The 17,951-nt window shown below is 51.7% G+C and carries 17 protein-coding genes; 5 read left to right on the top strand and 12 right to left on the bottom strand.

The window, feature by feature from the left end; genetic code table 11:
- Positions 1–577 precede the first annotated feature (577 nt).
- Positions 578–1,279, top strand: coding sequence for a CTP synthase C-terminal region-related (seleno)protein (locus ACI48K_RS25210; protein WP_475030386.1), 702 nt, complete (start codon positions 578–580; stop codon positions 1,277–1,279).
- A gap of 32 nt (positions 1,280–1,311) precedes the next feature.
- Here ACI48K_RS25210 and ACI48K_RS25205 read toward each other — a convergent pair whose 3' ends face one another.
- Positions 1,312–2,172, bottom strand: coding sequence for a pentapeptide repeat-containing protein (locus tag ACI48K_RS25205; protein WP_475030385.1), 861 nt, complete (start codon positions 2,170–2,172; stop codon positions 1,312–1,314).
- Positions 2,173–2,294: 122 nt separating this feature from the next.
- On the opposite strand from ACI48K_RS25205, the gene ACI48K_RS25200 reads away from it, so the two are divergent.
- Positions 2,295–2,864, top strand: a complete 570-nt coding sequence (locus tag ACI48K_RS25200) for a thymidine kinase (protein ID WP_475030384.1) — start codon at positions 2,295–2,297, stop codon at positions 2,862–2,864.
- Between the two features lie 26 nt (positions 2,865–2,890).
- On the opposite strand, the gene ACI48K_RS25195 is transcribed toward ACI48K_RS25200, so the two are convergent.
- The 3 genes from ACI48K_RS25195 to ACI48K_RS25185 all read right to left on the bottom strand — a co-directional run bounded on the left by ACI48K_RS25195 (position 2,891) and on the right by ACI48K_RS25185 (position 5,675).
- Positions 2,891–4,300 carry a deoxyguanosinetriphosphate triphosphohydrolase family protein gene (locus tag ACI48K_RS25195; protein ID WP_475030383.1) on the bottom strand — a complete coding sequence of 470 codons (1,410 nt, stop codon included), beginning with the start codon at positions 4,298–4,300 and terminating at the stop codon, positions 2,891–2,893.
- A gap of 206 nt (positions 4,301–4,506) precedes the next feature.
- A complete protein-coding gene (locus tag ACI48K_RS25190) occupies positions 4,507–5,205 on the bottom strand; it encodes a hypothetical protein (protein WP_475030382.1) in 699 nt (232 codons plus the stop codon).
- A gap of 17 nt (positions 5,206–5,222) precedes the next feature.
- On the bottom strand, positions 5,223–5,675 hold the full coding sequence (locus ACI48K_RS25185; RefSeq protein WP_475030381.1) for a flavodoxin: 453 nt from the start codon (positions 5,673–5,675) through the stop codon (positions 5,223–5,225).
- Positions 5,676–5,856: 181 nt separating this feature from the next.
- Here ACI48K_RS25185 and ACI48K_RS25180 point away from each other — a divergent pair, with 181 nt between their 5' ends.
- Positions 5,857–6,732 carry a PhzF family phenazine biosynthesis protein gene (locus tag ACI48K_RS25180; protein WP_475030380.1) on the top strand — a complete coding sequence of 292 codons (876 nt, stop codon included), beginning with the start codon at positions 5,857–5,859 and terminating at the stop codon, positions 6,730–6,732.
- 73 nt (positions 6,733–6,805) lie between these two features.
- Here the strand turns inward: ACI48K_RS25180 and ACI48K_RS25175 are convergent, their stop codons facing one another.
- From ACI48K_RS25175 to ACI48K_RS25145, 7 genes are all read right to left on the bottom strand, one after another.
- Entirely contained in the window at positions 6,806–8,095 is a 1,290-nt protein-coding gene (locus tag ACI48K_RS25175) for a molybdopterin-dependent oxidoreductase (RefSeq protein WP_475030379.1), read from the bottom strand.
- Between the two features lie 193 nt (positions 8,096–8,288).
- Positions 8,289–8,960: a TetR/AcrR family transcriptional regulator gene (locus ACI48K_RS25170; RefSeq protein WP_475030378.1), complete on the bottom strand. Its 672-nt coding sequence runs from the start codon at positions 8,958–8,960 to the stop codon at positions 8,289–8,291.
- A 48-nt stretch (positions 8,961–9,008) separates the two neighbouring features.
- Entirely contained in the window at positions 9,009–10,073 is a 1,065-nt protein-coding gene (locus ACI48K_RS25165) for an ABC transporter permease (RefSeq protein ID WP_475030377.1), read from the bottom strand.
- On the bottom strand, positions 10,070–10,804 hold the full coding sequence (locus tag ACI48K_RS25160) for an ABC transporter ATP-binding protein (RefSeq protein ID WP_475030376.1): 735 nt from the start codon (positions 10,802–10,804) through the stop codon (positions 10,070–10,072). Before ACI48K_RS25160 ends, ACI48K_RS25165 begins: the two co-directional genes overlap by 4 nt.
- A 928-nt stretch (positions 10,805–11,732) precedes the next feature.
- On the bottom strand, positions 11,733–12,365 hold the full coding sequence (locus tag ACI48K_RS25155; protein ID WP_475030375.1) for a PDDEXK family nuclease: 633 nt from the start codon (positions 12,363–12,365) through the stop codon (positions 11,733–11,735).
- Between the two features lie 213 nt (positions 12,366–12,578).
- Positions 12,579–13,343 (bottom strand): exodeoxyribonuclease III, encoded by a 765-nt coding sequence (locus ACI48K_RS25150; RefSeq protein ID WP_475030374.1) that lies wholly within the window; start codon positions 13,341–13,343, stop codon positions 12,579–12,581.
- 128 nt (positions 13,344–13,471) lie between these two features.
- Positions 13,472–14,542, bottom strand: a complete 1,071-nt coding sequence (locus ACI48K_RS25145; protein ID WP_475030387.1) for an ABC transporter ATP-binding protein — start codon at positions 14,540–14,542, stop codon at positions 13,472–13,474.
- 306 nt (positions 14,543–14,848) lie between these two features.
- Between ACI48K_RS25145 and ACI48K_RS25140 the strand changes: the two genes are divergently transcribed.
- Positions 14,849–15,178, top strand: a complete 330-nt coding sequence (locus tag ACI48K_RS25140; protein WP_475030373.1) for an ArsR/SmtB family transcription factor — start codon at positions 14,849–14,851, stop codon at positions 15,176–15,178.
- A 97-nt stretch (positions 15,179–15,275) separates the two neighbouring features.
- The gene (locus ACI48K_RS25135; RefSeq protein ID WP_475030372.1) at positions 15,276–17,054 is read left to right on the top strand and encodes a SulP family inorganic anion transporter; all 1,779 of its coding nucleotides are present in this window, start codon (positions 15,276–15,278) and stop codon (positions 17,052–17,054) included.
- Between the two features lie 78 nt (positions 17,055–17,132).
- On the opposite strand, the gene ACI48K_RS25130 is transcribed toward ACI48K_RS25135, so the two are convergent.
- On the bottom strand, positions 17,133–17,843 hold the full coding sequence (locus ACI48K_RS25130; RefSeq protein WP_475030371.1) for a TetR/AcrR family transcriptional regulator: 711 nt from the start codon (positions 17,841–17,843) through the stop codon (positions 17,133–17,135).
- Positions 17,844–17,951: the final 108 nt, after the last annotated feature.

The following is a 17,951-nucleotide window of genomic DNA, read 5'->3' as shown; positions in this document are numbered from 1 at the left end:
TATAAAATAGTATATCAATTAACCTGTCGCATTCCAACAACGGGTAGCTTGACAAGTATTAGCTGGTTTTATGGCCTTATTTCGGCTGGAGATGCCTCATTCTGAATGAATAGCGCCGTTTTATGGCCTTATTTCTTCGGAAGAGTCCTTTTCCCCTCGGTTTTGGACGTTTTGCCGAAAATAAGACCATTTTGTACCGCTATTTTCAGGAAAACGCGGTTTTCGAGTGAAATAAGGCCATTTTATACCGCTATTCGAGAAGCCGCCATTGATTGTTGATTCCGGGCCAAGACGGCCTCGTTCAGCAAAAGCAAATCAGCGCCAGGATTTGTTTCTTCCATGAAATGTCGTCCTTCGAGATTAACATCAAATTTGGATATCCTACCGCCACAAAAATGCCGTTTCGGAAAGCAACTTGATCAACACACTTTTAATTCGGCTCGTCAATTTCATAGGCTACTCTCCTTGTTGGCATGCTTTCCATATGTAGGAACGAATAAAGTAGAGTATACTCTATCATATGTAAATGAGAGGATTCGTTTTTACGCAAGATTAAAGAATAAGGAGCGGTGCGAAATTGATTCGGATTGGATTGATCGGAGATTATAAACCTGAGGTTAAAGCTCATATCGCCATTCCTCAAGCCATACGGCTAGCAGCCGATGAACTGGGCTGCAAGGCCGAGGCGTATTGGATCGCGACTCCAACGCTGGAGCGGGACGCTGAACAAAAACTGGCGGAATATCAGGCGATATGGGCCGCTCCCGCAAGCCCCTACGCCAGTATGCAGGGAGCTATAAACGGCATCCGGCATGCAAGGGAGCATCTGATTCCATTCATGGGAACTTGCGGCGGTTTTCAGCACATGCTTCTGGAGTTCGCCAGAAATGTTGCCGGACTAAGGGAAGCGGATCATGCGGAGATCAATCCCGAGGCTTCGGTGTTGCTGGTCACTCCTCTTACCTGCTCGGTCAATGAGCAGACGTTAACGTTTAAGCTTATCCCAGGCTCCAAAGCGGCTAATGCTTATGGAAAGCTTGAAATCACCGAACAATACGGAACCTGCAACTATGGACTGAATGCGCCGTTTACGCCATTATTGGAGCAGGCGGGCTTGCGGATTGTAGGCGTGGATACCGAAGGAGAAACCCGGATTATGGAGCTTGAAGGACATCCGTTCTACATCGGGACGCTGTTTCAACCCGAGCGCTCAGCATTCAAAAAAATCACGCACCCGCTGATCAAAGCTTTTCTGGAAGCGGCCAATGCCGCAAAATGAATTGCCCAGGGGCCCGGGCTTCCCTGCATCATTCAGCCGGCCCAATGCTCCGGACGGCGTACGGACGAGGGCAGCTTCGTTGCGGCGTCGCCTTTGGCCGAGTTGATTTGAGCCTGGGTCAGAAACAGGCTGCCGGCAAGATCGGCTCCGCGGAGGTCGGCATCCCGGAAATCGGCCCCAATCAGATCGGCCGCCTGCAGATTGGCTCCCCGAAGATCCGCCGCGATCAAATATGCTCCTCGCAGATTGGAGCAGCGGAGATCGGCGTTTTTCAGTTTGGCGCCGATCAGGTCCGCACCGCGGCCAAAATCCTTCCGCCGCCCTTGCGGACCTTTTTGCCGGCTTCGGACCTCCTCTCGCGTCAACTCGCTGGCTCGCAGCAGCAGCTTGTTCACTTCCGCCCGGTGCGATGCGACGTTAAGCTCCAGCAACGCCTCATCGCCAAGCTTAGTCAGCCGTTCCGTTTCACGCAGCGCGTCTTCCAGTTCATCGTAAATGGAGCTCGCCGGCTTCAAGGTCAAGGCTTCGGTTAAATACCAAAGCAACTCATGCAGCTGCCACATGACCGTAAACGCCGCGAACATCGGCTTTGCCGATTCCGGGCTCAGCCGCCAATCGCGTCCTCCGAAAGTATGCTGCGAAACCCTCTGCCCGGCGCCAAAGCAGTCATACACCGTGCAGCCGCGAAATCCCAAATCGCGCAGACGGCTATGGACTCTGCAGCGAAAATCCGGCTGCAGATTAGGGCATGGTTCCCCGGCGGCTTTATCGATCGCAAAGTCGACCGAAGCTCCAAAGGGCAGTGCGGCGCAGCATAGGCCGAAACATGTTTCGCAATCGGCATGCAAGTTTTGACTTATCCCGGATTCCGGGCGTACATCTTTTTGGGTCATGTCATCATTTTCCTTTCTTTTGCCCGCTTAGAAATTTTGTAACGATGGGCCAAGCCGAACCCGAATTTGTGATAAAATAATCCTGTTATGCGAAATAACCTAAAGAGAGGAACATCATCGGATTGGCACAGTTATTTTATAAATACGGCGCAATGAACAGCGGCAAATCCATCGAAATTTTGAAGGTAGCCCATAACTATGAAGAACAAAACAAACCCGTCCTCATTTTCACCTCGGCCGTGGATGACCGCGACGAAGTGGGATATGTCTCCTCGCGGATCGGACTGCGGAGGCAAGCGATTCCCATTTTCGCCGGAACGGATATCTACGAAATCGTCAAAAGCCACAACCCAAAGCTCTACTGCGTGCTGGTGGACGAATGCCAATTCCTCAACGAGGACAACATCCGGCAGCTTGTCCGAATCGTTGACGAACTGGATATCCCGGTCATGGCGTTTGGGCTCAAAAACGATTTCCGCAACGTGCTGTTCGAAGGCAGCCGCCTCCTGCTGATTTACGCGGACAAAATCGAGGAAATGAAAACGATCTGCTGGTTCTGCGCCCGCAAAGCGACGATGAATCTGCGGGTGGAAAACGGCAAGCCGGTTTACACGGGCGAGCAAATCCAGATCGGCGGCAACGAATCGTATTATCCGGTATGCCGCAAATGCCACGCGAACCCTCCGCTATGAGCCATGCTCATACGGAGGGTTTTCAGTTAATCCATATCGTAAATCGTGCCGACTTTCAGCCCATAGAGCTCATTATAAATTTTTTCGGCGTAGGCATCCGTCATTCCCGCGATATAATCGATGACCATATGCTCCCAGGTCCAGATCGGATGCGGCTGCTGCTGGTCGCGGTCGAAACGGCGCAGCCAATCCCCCGGGATGATCGACTTGGACGTCTCCGGATCGACAAAAGCGTCCCACAGCCGTTTAATTACCCAGGCGCTGCGCTTCTGCAGCCGCTGTACCCGAAGATCGCGGATCATCGTCACCCAGGCGAAGCTTTTGAGCACGCTAACCGTACGAAGCATATCCTCGTCCTCCTTGCCCTCCTTCACAAAGGTGACCTTTTGCCAGTCTCCGTCCGGAATGACGCCCAGGCTGCCGACGAACAGGCTGACCCAATAAGCTTTGACTTCCCGGCGGGTACGGGAATAATCTTGATCGCATATCGGCATTTTCGTGTTCCAGATTTTTAGAAACGATGCCAGCACATCCTCCACTTTGACTTGAACTTTGCCCGCGTCCCAGCCGCTCCAGAAGGAATCCTCCAGCGTCAAAATCTTCTCTACGATCAGCCGCTGAATATGCGAATCCATCAAAAAGTGTTCATGCACTTCGATTTTTCCGGCCTTAATCCCATCCTCAAGATCATGCGCGGAATAAGCAATGTCGTCGCAAAGATCCATGAGCTGCGCTTCAAACGTCTTTTTCCCGTGCGGCATCCCCCACTGGTCCCGAATGAAGGAAATATACTCCCACTCGTGCAAATACAGGCCTTTTTTATTAACCGTTCCGGGGTACGGGTATTTGTTGGTCCCCAGCAGAACAGCGTCGGATAGATTCAGGCCGTTGATGCTTTCCCGTTTCTCGAGGAACATCATCAGCCGAAAATTATGCGCATTCCCTTCAAAATGCTCGTATTTCCGCCGGAACATCTCCCGTGTCTCCCGCTCTTCTTCCGGGGTTACGTTTCGGCCTTGCAGCGCTTGCCGGATTTTCTCTTCCGTCAGCTTCTCCAGAATGCCGTCCAGCACTTCCTCCCCTTTATGCCCAAACGGCGGATGCCCGAAGTCATGGCAGATTGCGGCGCATTCCACCACCTCCGGATCGATGATCAGGCCGGGATGCTCTGCCTGATCCGTGGCCAGGCGCGGATAGGAGCGCAGCAGGCTGCGCGCCGCTTCCCGGGCAATCTGGGCCACCTCCAGCGAATGCGTCAGCCGGGTACGGTAATAATCCCCCGTCCCTGCGCCAAAAACCTGGGATTTGCCCTGCAGGCGCCGGAAGGTCGGAGAATGAATTAAGCGGGAGTAATCCCGTTCGTACGTAGCCCGGTTAGTTTCGTGCCCTATATTATCCCGAAATTGCCGGTGTTCTCTTAACTCCTGAATATTCATAAATTCCACTCCTTATTACGCAGTATGATCTATATCTCCATCGTCAAGGCACTCGGCCCCGCCCGACTCTTTATTTCAATCGTATGCTTTATGTTATTGTAGCCGTGACGGACAGGAACATAAAGCTCAAATTTTCAACGCCGGGTGCGGGCAAAGCAAAAAACCGCGCATCGCGCGGCCTTTATCCTTTTAAGTATTATGAATCCTTATGAAAAAGAGAATCTCCATGTCTCACTCCGATTCTCTATTTTCTTCTCCTTGTCTTCCCGCTTTTCTTCGGTGGCCTTCCAGCCCTCGACCGCTTCCGTGAGAAGCGAAACATAATCAAGAGATTCGCTAAGCCTGAGCGCATGTTTCGTACACACGGATCTTTGGCCGGAAATCAGCCCGATGACCTCGACTTCGCCGGGGGATTCTCCAAAAGCGCTGTTCCAGAACACATTTATCAGGTGCATGAATGCCAGAATGATCTCGTCGTCCTCATGAACCAAAAATTTTTGCACCTTGATCCCCGGGTACACATCGGAAGACTGCCAAACCGCTTGAAATATCATGGATAAGCAAATATTGAGCTCAGGCACTTCCGTATCCCACTGCTCGTACAGCGCAACGGGATAATCGCTGATGAGCGGTCCTGCAATTCGAGTCAGCTGCGCCGTAACACGATTATAGATCTTCCAATAGTGAAGCGAATCCTGAAAACCATCCGGCTTGCGCGGCCAGCGCCGATTCAGCAGCGTCTGGATCGGCGTATGGATACGTATCGGCGGTTCAAGCATGAAAAAATCGTTAACGGCATGACCTACGGCATATTGGACCCGCTGCTGCCACGTGATTTTGCCGCAAGAATGAGACGCCTTTGGTATAGACTGCGATCTGATCCAGTCCTCCAGCTCATAATCCAATATCCGCCTGCTCATGCTTATTGGACCGTTTGGAGACTTTGGGCGAACCGCTCTCCAAACTCCCGGCACAACGCCTTTTCCTCGCTGCTTGGTCCGTACTCGACCTTTAAGCTTTCTTGCACAAGAACAGCGCCAAACTCTTTTGCCTTTTCTTCCAGATAATCTACCGCCCCGCAGTACAGCCGATAAGTCGTATCGCCGCTTCCGAATACGGCCGTCATGCTGCCCTTGAGATCAAGCTCCTCCATCTCGTCGACAAAGTCCGCGAACTCGTCGGGCAATTCCCCGTCCCCCCATGTATAAGCGCCAAGCAAATAAGCGTCATAATTAAGCAGCTTATTGGCATTGCAATCTTCAACCATTTTAAGCTCCGCCGTTGCTCCAGTGTTGCGAATACCTTCGGCAATCAGCTCCGCCATCTCTTCCGTGTTGCCCGTCAGACTGGCATATACAATAATGATTTTACTCATCTTCATCACTCCACCAATAGAGTATAACTCAACATAATGGAGTATAATTGATAATGATTATCATTGTCAATATAAAATCGCTCTATCGTATCCATTCTTGGTTTGACAGGCAAACCATTCATGAGTAAGCTGATATTCAACAAAATCTCTTGCATTTTTATGGTAGAAACGAGGTAAGGATATGGAAATCGAAGTATATACCCTGAATGCTTTTGCTAAGGAAAAACATGGCGGCAATCCTGCGGGCGTCGTTCTGAACGCCGGTTCCATGTCCGAGACGGACATGCAGGAAACGGCCGGAATCGTCGGTCTATCTGAGACCGCGTTTTTTCTGGAATCGGCTGCGGCCGATTTCAAACTTCGCTATTTTACCCCGAACAGCGAGGTGGACTTATGCGGACACGCAACGATTGCCGCTTTCTATCTATTACGGGCTCAGGGACGAATCGGTTTGGGCAGCTATTCTCTGGAAACCAAGGCAGGGCTCTTGAAAGTAACACTTGCGGAAAACGGAGAGGTTTTTCTGTCTCAGGCGCTGCCGCAGTTTTTTGAGCAGGTGGACAGAACGATTATTGCGGACTCGCTTTGGATAAGCACGGAGGATTTGGCATCGGACCTGCCCGTTCAGATCGTTTCCACTGGCCTTAGGGACATTCTGGTTCCGATTGGAAGTCGCCGGGCGCTGGAGCGAATTGCTCCGGATTTTGCCCGAATCTCCGAGATCAGCCGGGAGTATCAGGTCATCGGATACCATTTGTTCACTTTGGACGCGGAGGAAGGGGTCTTGGCGTATTGCAGGAACTTTGCCCCACTGTACGACATACCGGAGGAGAGCGCAACCGGCACTTCCAATGGCGCGCTGGCATGTTATCTTTATCATAACGGAAAGCTTCCGGGGCGTCCCGCTGCATCGGACTATATTTTCCGCCAGGGATACACAATGAACCAGCCTTCCGAAATCAAGGCAAAGTTGTCCCTGAATTTCGAAGAGCAAATTACCGAAATTCAGGTCGGAGGCATTGCGGCAAATATCGAGCTTCATAAAATCACACTGTAGCGAAAAACGCAAAAGCCGAGGCACCTCCACTGTAGGGCCCCGGCTTTTTTATGCCGCGTGCTTTTATTTTAAATCAAACCCAAGCGTCATTCGAATATCCCCGTTCCTCCCAATAACCTACATGCTCGCCCTCAATAAGCTCGATCCGGTTTAGCCATTTGACCGACTTGTAGCCGTACATTTTGGGAACGACCAGGCGGACCGGGCCGCCGAGATCGCTCGGAATCGGTTTGCCGTCGTGCATGACCGCTACCATAACGTCCTCCATATCGGCCTGGTCAAGCGTCAGCGTGTCGGTATAAACTCCGTCGCCGGAATAGAACTTCACCGTTTTGGCGTTAGACTTCACACCGGCCTCGTTCAGAAGTATTCTCAGCGGGATGCCTTCCCACGTATTTTTGTATACCGACCAGCCCGTAACGCAGTGAAAATCGCTGACCTGCACCGTGCGCTTCAGCTTCAAAAACTGCTCCCAACTCCACTTAAACGGCTTTTCGACAAGTCCGTCAATCGTAAACGACCAGTTTTCGTTGGTAAACGACGGGATCGGCGTTACCGTATATACGCGAAAATATCCTTCAGCCCCGCCTCCTCGCGGCGGATTCGAAGCGGGCAGCGGCACCGGATCGGGAATCATCTTATTGGCGTTTTCCGCAAGCATCTGATCGATCGACGCCCCCCCGCCACCGATACTGCTCAACGAATTGCCCAGCCATTTCACGAAGGACGGCCCCAGTGTTACGGCCAGACCAATACCAATCGCGCCGCGAATAAACGCCCTTCGGGTGTATACGGGTTGAGGCGAGGCCGGCTCCGGCGAACTTGGCCGCGGCGTTTTGGCTGGGCTTCCTTCCGCTGCCGCTTCCTCCCCGATCGTTTCATCCTCAGTCCTGATCGTCCGCCTATTAGGCTCCTTGAACCATTTTACCCGCGTAAGAGAATGATAGATGATATACGGTAGCCCGATCCATGTCAGCAAATCATGTACCGTTAATGCGGCATTCGAGACACGAGGCCCCACCGCTCTAAACTGCCATAGGAGCACACCGGAGGCGAACCACCCCAATAACAAGCCCAATACGACAAGCACATTGAATCGCTGCCAGGGTTTTTGCCTGAGCTGCTTCCAATGCTTCCCCGCCAGCAGCAAATAATAAATCACCGGCACGATCGATGCGATTCCTACGGCAATGTGCAGCCATTTGATCCACAACCGGCCCCCGCCGAGCGCTTCCCGCCAAAACCCGCTCACCAGGATGAGCCCCGTCAAGGCCAAAATCGCTACAATCCAACCGTTCCATGTATGGAGAGAGACCAGCTTTTTCCCATAACCTTTGCGCACGCGCCGCAGCCACTCCTTCATTTGTTCCCGTCCCCTCCATCGCCGCGATTTTCATTTTTGCATTTCCTTTATTTACTTACCCTTATTTTATCACTCCGAGCACATTTATTTAAAATTGTTTTAATTTAATCTGCATTTACGCATACAAAAAAGACCGCCCGACGGACAGTCTCTTTTGGCCATTTTGCCAGATGTGATTTTTATATGACTTCCATCATGCCGGACGGCTGGCTATGCCGTGCATAACCAGTTCAAGCGTACGCTCGATTTCCTCGTCTTCCTCAAAGGGGAAATTCGGAGCGAGCAGCACATGAAACAGCACCATTCCCATAAATACGCTGGCCGCGGTGCGCATCACCCGCCAGGACGGCTCATCAACCAGTTGGCCCAACTGCTGAAAATGCTTGATCGCCCGTTCGATCCGGACCACGACATGCTCTGTAACTAAACTTTTCACCTGCTCCAGCAGCTCCGGCTGATAAGGCACCTCATGAATCAAAATTTTGAGTATCCGTGTATTATCGCGCGCAAACTTCAGCCGATCCTTGAGCAAAGCGCGGAAGAAGTCCTCGGCGCGTTCATAAGGAAGATCAAGCGTACGCGCAAAATCCCGCAGCAAAAACGGAGCGGCCAACTTGACCAGGATAGGTCCCGCAATCGACAGCAGCAGATCCTTTTTCGTTTTATAATGGCGGAAAATCGTTCCCTCGGCGACTCCGGCTTTTTGGGCGATTTCGCTGGTAGACGTGGCGGCAAAGCCTTTTTCCGAAAAAATTTCGACCGCCGCTTCCAAAATTTTAATTTGTTTTTCGGTTTTCTTTTCCTTGCCGTCGTCTTCGGTCAACCGGATAAGATCCTCCAGCCATGCTTCTTTTTCATCCGACATAGAGGCATCTCCCCTTTCCAGTACGATTGAATGTCTTCAACCAGATTACTATATTTTCCGATGTTTACGCAATGCGAGCACGTTGGCAGCCATGAACAGAAGGGACAATCCCGCCAAAATATATACGTCGACCGCAATGGCGCTCCAGCCCTCCCCGCGGATCATGACGTTCCGCATGGCATCTGCGCCGTATTTCAGCGGCGTAATGTAGGATAACCAGCTCAGCCAAGGCGACATGCTCTCGAGATCGAACATCCCCGAGAAGAATACTTGCGGTACAATCACGATCGGAATGAACTGGATCATCTGAAATTCCGTGTTGGCGAACGCCGACAGCAAAGTGCCAAAGCTCAGCGCGGTAAGGGATAAGAGCAGCATTATCAAAAGCACGTAACCGAAGGAGCCGACCATCAGGCTGCCCAGCACGCCGATCGTATAACCGGCGATCAGAATAGCCTGCAGACTGGTGAAGATTCCAAAGCCCGCCATATAGCCGACAACGATCTCCCAGCGGCGCAGCGGCGTGGCCAAAAGCCGTTCAAGTGTGCCGCTGGTGCGTTCCCGCAGGAAGGATACTCCGGCGATCAGGAACACGAAGAAGAAGGCGAACAATCCGATCAGCACCGGACTGAAATTGTCAAAGGTCGACATATCCGCCGATCCGTGCAGGTATTCGAACTCCGGAGCCAGAACCTGCGGTTGGCCCGGGGTAGGGACCTGCGCAGCCTGGCCGGCCGCCGGAGCTTTTGCCTGCAGTGTTTTTTGAAGCAGCAGCATGACGGCTCTGTTCTTGGAAGGATCGCTGCCTTCCAGCTTCACATGAGGGACGGCGCCTTCGAGCCGGATAATTGCGTCGATCTTCTGATCGGCGAGAGCGGCCTCGGCTTTATCGGCGGAATCGTAGACGGTAACGACCGCGTCGTTGTTTTCCAGGCTCTCGGCTATTGCGGGCGGAAGCTGGAGCGCGCCGATTTTCGGCTGGTAGGCATCGCCGTTGAAGACGAGATACATCAGCGAAAGGACCAGCAGCGGAGCGATGATAAGCAGCGCCATTGTTCTTTTGTCATGAATGAACTGACGAATAATACGTATAATCAGGGCACGAATTCTCATGAGCGGACACCTCCATAGTACAGGAACGCTTCTTCAATCGTAGCGCTGCCGGTCTCTTCCTTCAGCGCTTCCGGCGTTCCCACGGCGATCAGACTGCCGTCGCGCAGCATCCCGAGTCGATGGCATTTATCCGCCTCATCCATAACATGGGTCGTTACGAGAATGGTCGTGCCTTTTTGGCTCAGCTGCTCAAACTCATCCCAAATCGATTTACGAAGAACGGGATCGATCCCAACGGTTGGCTCATCGAGAATAAGCACCTCGGGTTCGTGCATAAGCGCAATCGCAAGGGATAAGCGGCGCTTCATCCCGCCGGAATAAGCGGCGACCGGACGCTTCAAATGCTCGGTCAGGTTGACGAGCTCCATCACTTCCAGCATCCGTTTTTTCATTTTGTCTCCCCGCAGCCCAAAAAGCGAGCCGAAGAATTCCAAATTCTCCTTCGCCGTTAATTCCGTGTACATCGCATCCGATTGGGCCATATAGCCAATGCGATTCATCATCGACAGCTTAGGCATCCGCGTACCGAGCACTTCGATCTCGCCGCTCGTCGCCTCGTCGATTCCGGCGATCATTTTGACAAAGGTCGTCTTTCCCGAGCCGGAAGGTCCCAGCAAGCCGAAAATCTCGCTTCGTCTGACATCGAGATTGATCCCGTGCAGCACTTCCTTGTCATCAAATTTACGGTAAACATTACGAGTCTGGATACAAATTTCGTGTTCCAACGCCATCTTCACTCACTCCTCCAAGAGATAAGTTATTGATGTGAGTACTTACTCACTTCTCTTGATGACACTAATATAAATCTCATCGCCAAAACTGTCAAGTGAGTAATCACTCGCTTTTTTTGAAGTGTCTTTTGCAAACTTAAAAGACTACCGATGAGACTAATAAAGTAACTAATGATGTGATAGTTTTAAGGCTTTTAACGCTTGGTACGGTTCGATCGGACACACGGTGACACACGGTGACGCATGGTGATACTTGCTAACTCATGTAACCCATGTAACCCATGTTAACCCACACTGCCCCACGCCAACCCGCACATGCTAATTTATACTAACTTATACTAACTCTTACTAGCTTAAGCTGGCTTTTACTAACTCAAACTGGCCCACACTAATACAATCCTAGCTTAAATTAGCCCCATACCGGCTCAGTCTATAACCTGAACCAATACATATTGCCCATACAAGCTTAGCTTAACCTCAACCACACATATTCTCTCATACAAGCTTAGCTTAACCTCAACCACACATACTGCCCATACTAGCTCATTCTATCCCCGACCCAACTTTTTAAGGCTCGTCCCTTAGCCACCATTGTCGATGCTTATTCCAACCTGCCACCCAGAAATATTGTATTAAATACATCATTTTATTATCTTCCAAGTGAAATTTGGGGTTATGTTGTACTTTGTGCAACATTTTCCCTGCTTTATTGCTCGAATGACCCTTTTCGCCTCAATTTGTTGTACAAACTGCAACATCTTACGTTTTTCCCCCGGGAATGAGCGTAAATGTTGCAGTTTGTACAACATTTACGCCATGGCCGGTCCTTTTCAACCAAACGCGGAGACAAATTGCCGGTAAGTGTTAAATCATCGCGGATATTACGGATTTAGTCAGGCGGCGGCGGTAGTTAATAGTCCCCGATAAGCTATACCAAATCATCCGATGATCCTTCCGCCAGCTCATAGCGGCATATGTATTTATCCCCTGCTTTGGGGCGAAGCTTTCCCTTGTCGACCAATCCCTGCAGCCATCTGCGGGCCGTCCGATAGTTAACTTCGCAGCGGTTGATGATGTCTCTAGGACGAATGGGCCTCCCTAGGCTCCAGGCCATTTTCAGCACTTCCTTTTCGCCTACGGACATAGACCTATTCATTGAACTTGACCGGCTTTTTAGCAAATTGGGACCCACAACGAGCTGAAGCAGCATGCGGCAAATTTCCGGTCGGCTCTGAATATCGTCAAAGGAAAAGTGGATCATTTTCCACCCCATGCCGTTCAAAAACACGTCGCGGTTCAGCGAATAACTGAACTTGTCCCGGTCCATATCCCTCACATGGCTCTGGAACCCGTCACATTCGATTCCAAATTTGCGGTTCCAGTCGTATACCTCGTATTCGGGATGCAGATGCTCCAGGGAACCAAACAGCGGCCACCATACATTCTGGAGAAACAGCTTCTCGGCGTAATTATGCCCCCGGTGCAATCTCCCCCTTCGTTCGCCCTTTCTAACTGATAGATGATACTCAAGAAAAATCTCATGCGCTTGTTCAAAATCCATATTCCTTCTACTCCACCTTTCAAAAATATAAAAAACGCCCTCGCACCGCGTATGGCGGATCAAGGACGTTCTTCGTCGGTTTTCTAATATGAATTGGATCGGTTTTCAATCGCTTCATTCCAAATCAATAATATCACATATTCCCCATTAATTCCTTTTTGCCCCAGTTTACTTCCCTAAGCCTGTGGTAGACATAGGCGCCTTATTCCCCCCTTACCGCCCCACACCATCCACCGTCAAAACCACCGGGCAGTGGTCGCTGCCCATGATGTGGCAGTCAATGTCGGAATCCAGCAATTGGGGGGCAAGCCGGGACGAAGCGAGAAAATAGTCGATCCGCCAACCCACGTTCCGCTCCCGCACCTTCGGCATAAAGGACCACCAGCTATAGACATCGGTCCGGTCCGGATAAAAATACCGGAAGGTATCAACGAACCCGGAATCCAGCAACTCCGTCATTTTACCGCGTTCCTGCGGGGTGAACCCTGAATTGCCTTCGTTGGAGCGCGGATTTTTCAGATCAATCTCCCGGTGAGCCACATTCAGATCCCCGCAGACGATGACGGGCTTAAGGCTGTCCAATTGAAGCAAATAGCCGCGGAAACGTTCCTCCCATTCCATCCGGTAGTCCAGCCGGGACAGGTCCCGTTTCGCATTCGGCGTATACACCGTAACAAGATAAAAAGACTCGAACTCCAGCGTAATGATCCGGCCTTCCGGCTCGGATTCCTCCTCGATCCCGTAGCGTACCGACAGCGGTTTGATTCTGGTAAATACGGCGGTCCCGGAATACCCTTTTTTCTCGGCGTAATTCCAATACTGCTCGTACTCCTCGCCCAGTTCCAGCGTAATTTGCCCTTCCTGCAGCTTCGTCTCCTGAAGGCAAAAAATATCCGCATCGGCCGCAGCAAAATAATCGTTGAATCCCTTTCCTACACATGCTCTTAGTCCGTTGACATTCCAGGATACCAGCTTCATCTCATTCTCCTTGCCGCGTAAAATGATAGCCACGCCGTAAAATACTAGTTTTATAGCCAGTGTACCACGAACCGCCCCGAATGTACTCCCACTTGGAGCATCGGCAGATCCGATGGCCGAATCGGTCGCTAATAATTTAATTGCTCCACCAACACCGGCTGCTCGTATACGCCCTCCAGCTTGCGCCGGTTCCGCGCTACCGCTTCCGGAGGCAGCGTTTCCGGAGCGTAGGGGTGCAGCAGCCAGGATCTCACCTCGTGCGTATCCGATACTTTATAGAGAGGCGGCGCCTGCTCGTATTCAATCTTCATCGCGGCAGGGTTGCGCAAAGAAAACGCGTCGCCCTTTGGCGGCCGGATCAGATCGGGAGGCGTGCCGGGAATCGCCGTGAGCCGTTTGCCATCCCTTCCGTCCAGGCTGGGCATTGACGCCAGCAGCCCCCACGTGTACGGATGCCGCGGATCATAGAAAATCTCGTCCACGGTCCCGGTCTCGACGATTTGCCCGGCATACATAACAGCCACCCGGTCGGCCATCTTCGCTACAACGCCGAGGTCATGGGTGATGAAGATGATCGCCATGCCAATTTTCCGCTGCAGGTCCTTCATGAGCTCCAAAATCTGCGCCTGAATGGTAACGTCCAGCGCCGTGGTCGGTTCATCGGCTATCAGCAGCTTGGGATTCGCCGCCAACGCCATCGCGATAACCACCCGCTGCCTCATCCCGCCGCTGAATTCATGCGGATATTGTTGGAAACGGCGTTCGGGCGCCGGAATTCCCACCAGCCGCAGCAGTTCGACCGCCCGCTCATGAGCGGCGTTTTTCGTCATCTTTTCATGCGTGAAAAGAACCTCAGTGATCTGCTTGCCTACCTTCATCGACGGATTCAGAGAAGTCATCGGATCCTGAAAAATCATCCCGATTTCCTTGCCGCGGATTTGCCGCATCTGCTTTTCGGTTTTCCCGATCAGTTCTTCACCTTCGAACCGGATTTGCCCATGTTTGTAATGGCCTTGCGGTCTGGGAACCAATTGCATGACGGCCTGGGAGGTTACGCTTTTTCCCGAGCCCGATTCGCCGACAATCGCCAGCGTTTCGCCCTCGTTCACGTGGAAGCTGACGCCGCGAATCGCCTGAACCTCTCCCTCCCGCGTTTTAAACGATATCGCCAAATCCTTAACCTCCAAAAGATGTCCCACTTCATTCACTCTCGCTTTCCCTATGTTCTGAACGAATTCGCTAGAGACGCAAGGCCTGCTAGAGAACCGGCATTATCTCAATCTATCTCTATTTCTATTTTTTTGATAATGATTATCAATGATAATGATAACATTCATTCGATCTCCGTACAAACGGTTATTCCTGTTAATCGTGCCTAAGCATAATTTTGCCGTTATCCGTCATCCTAAAATTTGTCTATGCATAGAGAACCTCCATATGATAATATGTTAAATATGCAAAGATTCAGATATATGAAACTTCAAACTTTAAGGAGCTTATATCCGATGGACGTGAACATTCAGCAATTTAAAGCCGAATTTTTCAAGGCTCTCGCCCATCCAATGCGTATCCGTATTTTGGAGGTGCTGAGCGAAGGCGAGCAAAACGTCAACGAGCTTCAAGCCATTCTCGGTTCTGAGGGCTCGGCCGTGTCACAACAGCTTGCCGTTCTTCGCGCGAAAAATTTGGTCAACAGCGTTAAGGAAGGAACTACGGTCATCTACTCGCTGCGGGATCCGCTGATCAAGGATTTGCTTGCAGTTGCCCGGCAGATTTTTAACAACCATTTAGTGGAATCGATATCTCTACTGGAAGGCATCCGTCAGGAAAAATAGGAACCTTCGACTCCCCGCCGGGCAGCGGGGGTTCTTTTTTGTGTCTGAAGCTAGCGGAGAAAATTTAGCAGACCTTATAGAAAAGAAGGGTTAATGGATGAAGTGGGCAGGAAGGTTTCAGGATTACAATGTTGGCAAGCTGCGAAAGGATTTGATCTCCGGCTGCATCGTGGGCATCGTGGCGATCCCGCTGGGCATGGCTTTCGCGATCGCTTCGGGAGTCAAGCCGGAATACGGTCTTTATACGACGATTATCGCCGGAATGATTATTTCGCTGCTGGGAGGCTCCAAATTTCAGATCGGGGGCCCGACGGGAGCGTTCATCCCGATTTTGCTGGCGATCGTCATGCAGTATGGTTATGAAAATCTGCTGATCGCCGGATTTCTTGCCGGGATTATTTTAGTACTGATGGGCGTACTCAGGCTCGGCGCATTAATCCGGTTTATTCCGAGGCCGGTGACGATTGGCTTTACCGCCGGAATCGCCGTGACGATCTTCAGCGGGCAGATCGGGAACTTTCTTGGTCTTACCGGGTTGAAACGGCAGGAATATTTCTTTGCAAGCATGAAAGAGCTGGGCATTCATATTTCCACAATCAACTTGTACAGCATTTTGACGGCCTGCATTTGTTTGGCCGCACTTTTGCTCACCCCAAAGGTTCTTCCAAAAGTGCCCGGGTCGCTGGTGGGAATCATCCTTTCGACGCTGGCGGCAATCTGGCTGTTCCCCGGCAAAGTGACAACCATCGGCTCCGCTTACGGCGATATTCCCGGCGGATTGCCAAACCTGCATCCGATTTCGCTGAGCGTCGGCAACTTTACGCACATGCTCCAGCCGGCCCTGATCATCGCGCTGCTCGGCAGCATCGAGTCGCTGCTCTCGGCCGTTGTAGCCGACGGCATGAGCGGAACCCGCCACAACAGCAACCGTGAATTGATCGGACAAGGTATCGCGAACATCGTCACTCCATTTTTTGGCGGCATTCCCGCCACGGGAGCCATCGCCCGGACAGCGACCAATATTAAAAACGGAGCGGCCTCGCCTCTTTCCGGGATCATTCACGGCGTGGTCGTGCTGCTGATCGTTGCCTTGTTCGCGCCATACGCCTCCAACATTCCGCTGGCCAGCATGGCGCCGATCCTGATGGTGGTCGCCTGGAACATGAGCGAACGCAAGGCTTTTGCCCATATGCTCAAAACCCGGACGGGAGATTCCCTGGTCCTGCTCGTCACCTTCCTGCTCACGGTGTTCACGACGCTGACGACAGCGGTGGAAATCGGTTTAGTGCTTGCCGTTGTCATTTTCGTCAAACGGATGAGCGACACGCTGTCCGTAAATCGAGTGCTGCCCGATCCTTCTTCCGAGAATGAAAAAGTGCATGCCCATATGGTCACCAAAGACCATGACTGTCCGCAAATTTCCATCTTCACCATAGACGGTCCGCTATTTTTCGGCGCTGCCCATACGTTTCAAATCTCCGGTTCGGAACTGGATAACATGAAGCACCTGAAGGCCGTCGTCATGCGCATGAGCAAGGTGCCGTTCATGGATACGACGGGCGAATCCAATTTCTACCGGCTGGTTAAACGGCTTAAAAAAGGCGGGGTAACCATAGTGATCTCCGGGCTCCAGGACCAACCCCGGAGCCTGCTCGCGAGAACCGGCTGCCTCGGGTTGATCGGCGAAGAGAATTTTTTTGGACATACCGGGGATGCGCTGAACTATGCCCTCGGCAAAATCGAAAGCGACAAATGCCGGGGATGCCAGCATTTTGCTTTCCGGGAGTGCCGAAAGCTGAGCGCGGCGGAACACGAACGCCACGCCATTTCCGATCTAGCGGGTTCTCTCTCTCGGGAAGGGAAAGTAACGGTTTAGCCAACCTCAAGCTACTAAAAAACTGCCCCAGCTGCCGGGCCATTCCGGCAACTGGGGCGGTTTTTATTTTCGTGTTTTTTATTTACGCACCGCGTTCAAAATACGGAAAATGCCTCCCAAATTGTCCTCTTTGCCGGCCCCATGGTATTTTTGCCGGAACAGATACAAATCCGGACTGAGCATCGCTAGCAAGGCGCTGCCCATAAACCGCGGGTCGATCCCATGGATTTCCCCGTCCCGAACCGCTTGTTCGAGCAGATCGGTTAAAATTTCACCTAGCTTCATGAATATAGGATGCTCAAACTGGGTTAATTGCTTCTTCCCGGTGAACTCCGATTTGATCATTAAGAGGATCTCGGCATGCTCGTCGATAAAATCAATGATCTGCCGAACGATCAAGAGCAGGCAATCCATCGCCGCCTTCCCGCCGGATGCCGTGTTTCCTTTCATTTCGGCAACCTTGGCCTCGATTCCCGCAAACAGCGGCTTTATGTTGTTTTTCAGCAAATCCGAGCAAATCTCGCCTTTGTCCGCATACCGCCGATAAAGCGAACCTTGTCCCATGCCGGCCTTTTTGGCGATCTGGTACATGCTGACCCCTTCCAGGCCTTGCTCCTGAAACAGTATCCGGGCCGCTTCCAAAATGCGCTCCCGATAAGGATCCTGATCTCGACGGCGCCGGCCGGGCGCCCGCGCTTCCCCGCAGTCGATTTCCTCCGCTTCAATTGCCGCTTTTCTTTCGGAGTTTGCCCAAGTTTCATGCTCCGAACGACCATCCGATCTATTCATAAACGGAACCTCCCACAGCTTCTTGACTTGCCGGACAATTGTCCGTAGAATAAAAAGGTGCTACACCGGACAATTGTCCCTATTCTTGATTTCAGTCTCATTATAAAG

The sequence above is a fragment of the Paenibacillus terrisolis genome (assembly GCF_056171975.1).
The sequence above is the reverse complement of the archived record's forward strand: the minus strand, read 5'-3'. Positions and strand labels throughout refer to the sequence as shown.

Excerpts from the sequence above, each read along its gene's own strand:
- ACI48K_RS25205 (WP_475030385.1), bottom strand. The coding sequence starts at position 2,172 with ATGACCCAAAAAGATGTACGCCCGGAATCCGGGATAAGTCAAAACTTG.
- ACI48K_RS25195 (WP_475030383.1), bottom strand. The coding sequence starts at position 4,300 with ATGAATATTCAGGAGTTAAGAGAACACCGGCAATTTCGGGATAATATA.
- ACI48K_RS25185 (WP_475030381.1), bottom strand. The coding sequence starts at position 5,675 with ATGAGTAAAATCATTATTGTATATGCCAGTCTGACGGGCAACACGGAA.
- ACI48K_RS25180 (WP_475030380.1), top strand. The coding sequence starts at position 5,857 with ATGGAAATCGAAGTATATACCCTGAATGCTTTTGCTAAGGAAAAACAT.
- ACI48K_RS25175 (WP_475030379.1), bottom strand. The coding sequence starts at position 8,095 with ATGAAGGAGTGGCTGCGGCGCGTGCGCAAAGGTTATGGGAAAAAGCTG.
- ACI48K_RS25170 (WP_475030378.1), bottom strand. The coding sequence starts at position 8,960 with ATGTCGGATGAAAAAGAAGCATGGCTGGAGGATCTTATCCGGTTGACC.
- ACI48K_RS25165 (WP_475030377.1), bottom strand. The coding sequence starts at position 10,073 with ATGAGAATTCGTGCCCTGATTATACGTATTATTCGTCAGTTCATTCAT.
- ACI48K_RS25160 (WP_475030376.1), bottom strand. The coding sequence starts at position 10,804 with ATGGCGTTGGAACACGAAATTTGTATCCAGACTCGTAATGTTTACCGT.
- ACI48K_RS25155 (WP_475030375.1), bottom strand. The coding sequence starts at position 12,365 with ATGGATTTTGAACAAGCGCATGAGATTTTTCTTGAGTATCATCTATCA.
- ACI48K_RS25150 (WP_475030374.1), bottom strand. The coding sequence starts at position 13,343 with ATGAAGCTGGTATCCTGGAATGTCAACGGACTAAGAGCATGTGTAGGA.
- ACI48K_RS25140 (WP_475030373.1), top strand. The coding sequence starts at position 14,849 with ATGGACGTGAACATTCAGCAATTTAAAGCCGAATTTTTCAAGGCTCTC.
- ACI48K_RS25135 (WP_475030372.1), top strand. The coding sequence starts at position 15,276 with ATGAAGTGGGCAGGAAGGTTTCAGGATTACAATGTTGGCAAGCTGCGA.
- ACI48K_RS25130 (WP_475030371.1), bottom strand. The coding sequence starts at position 17,843 with ATGAATAGATCGGATGGTCGTTCGGAGCATGAAACTTGGGCAAACTCC.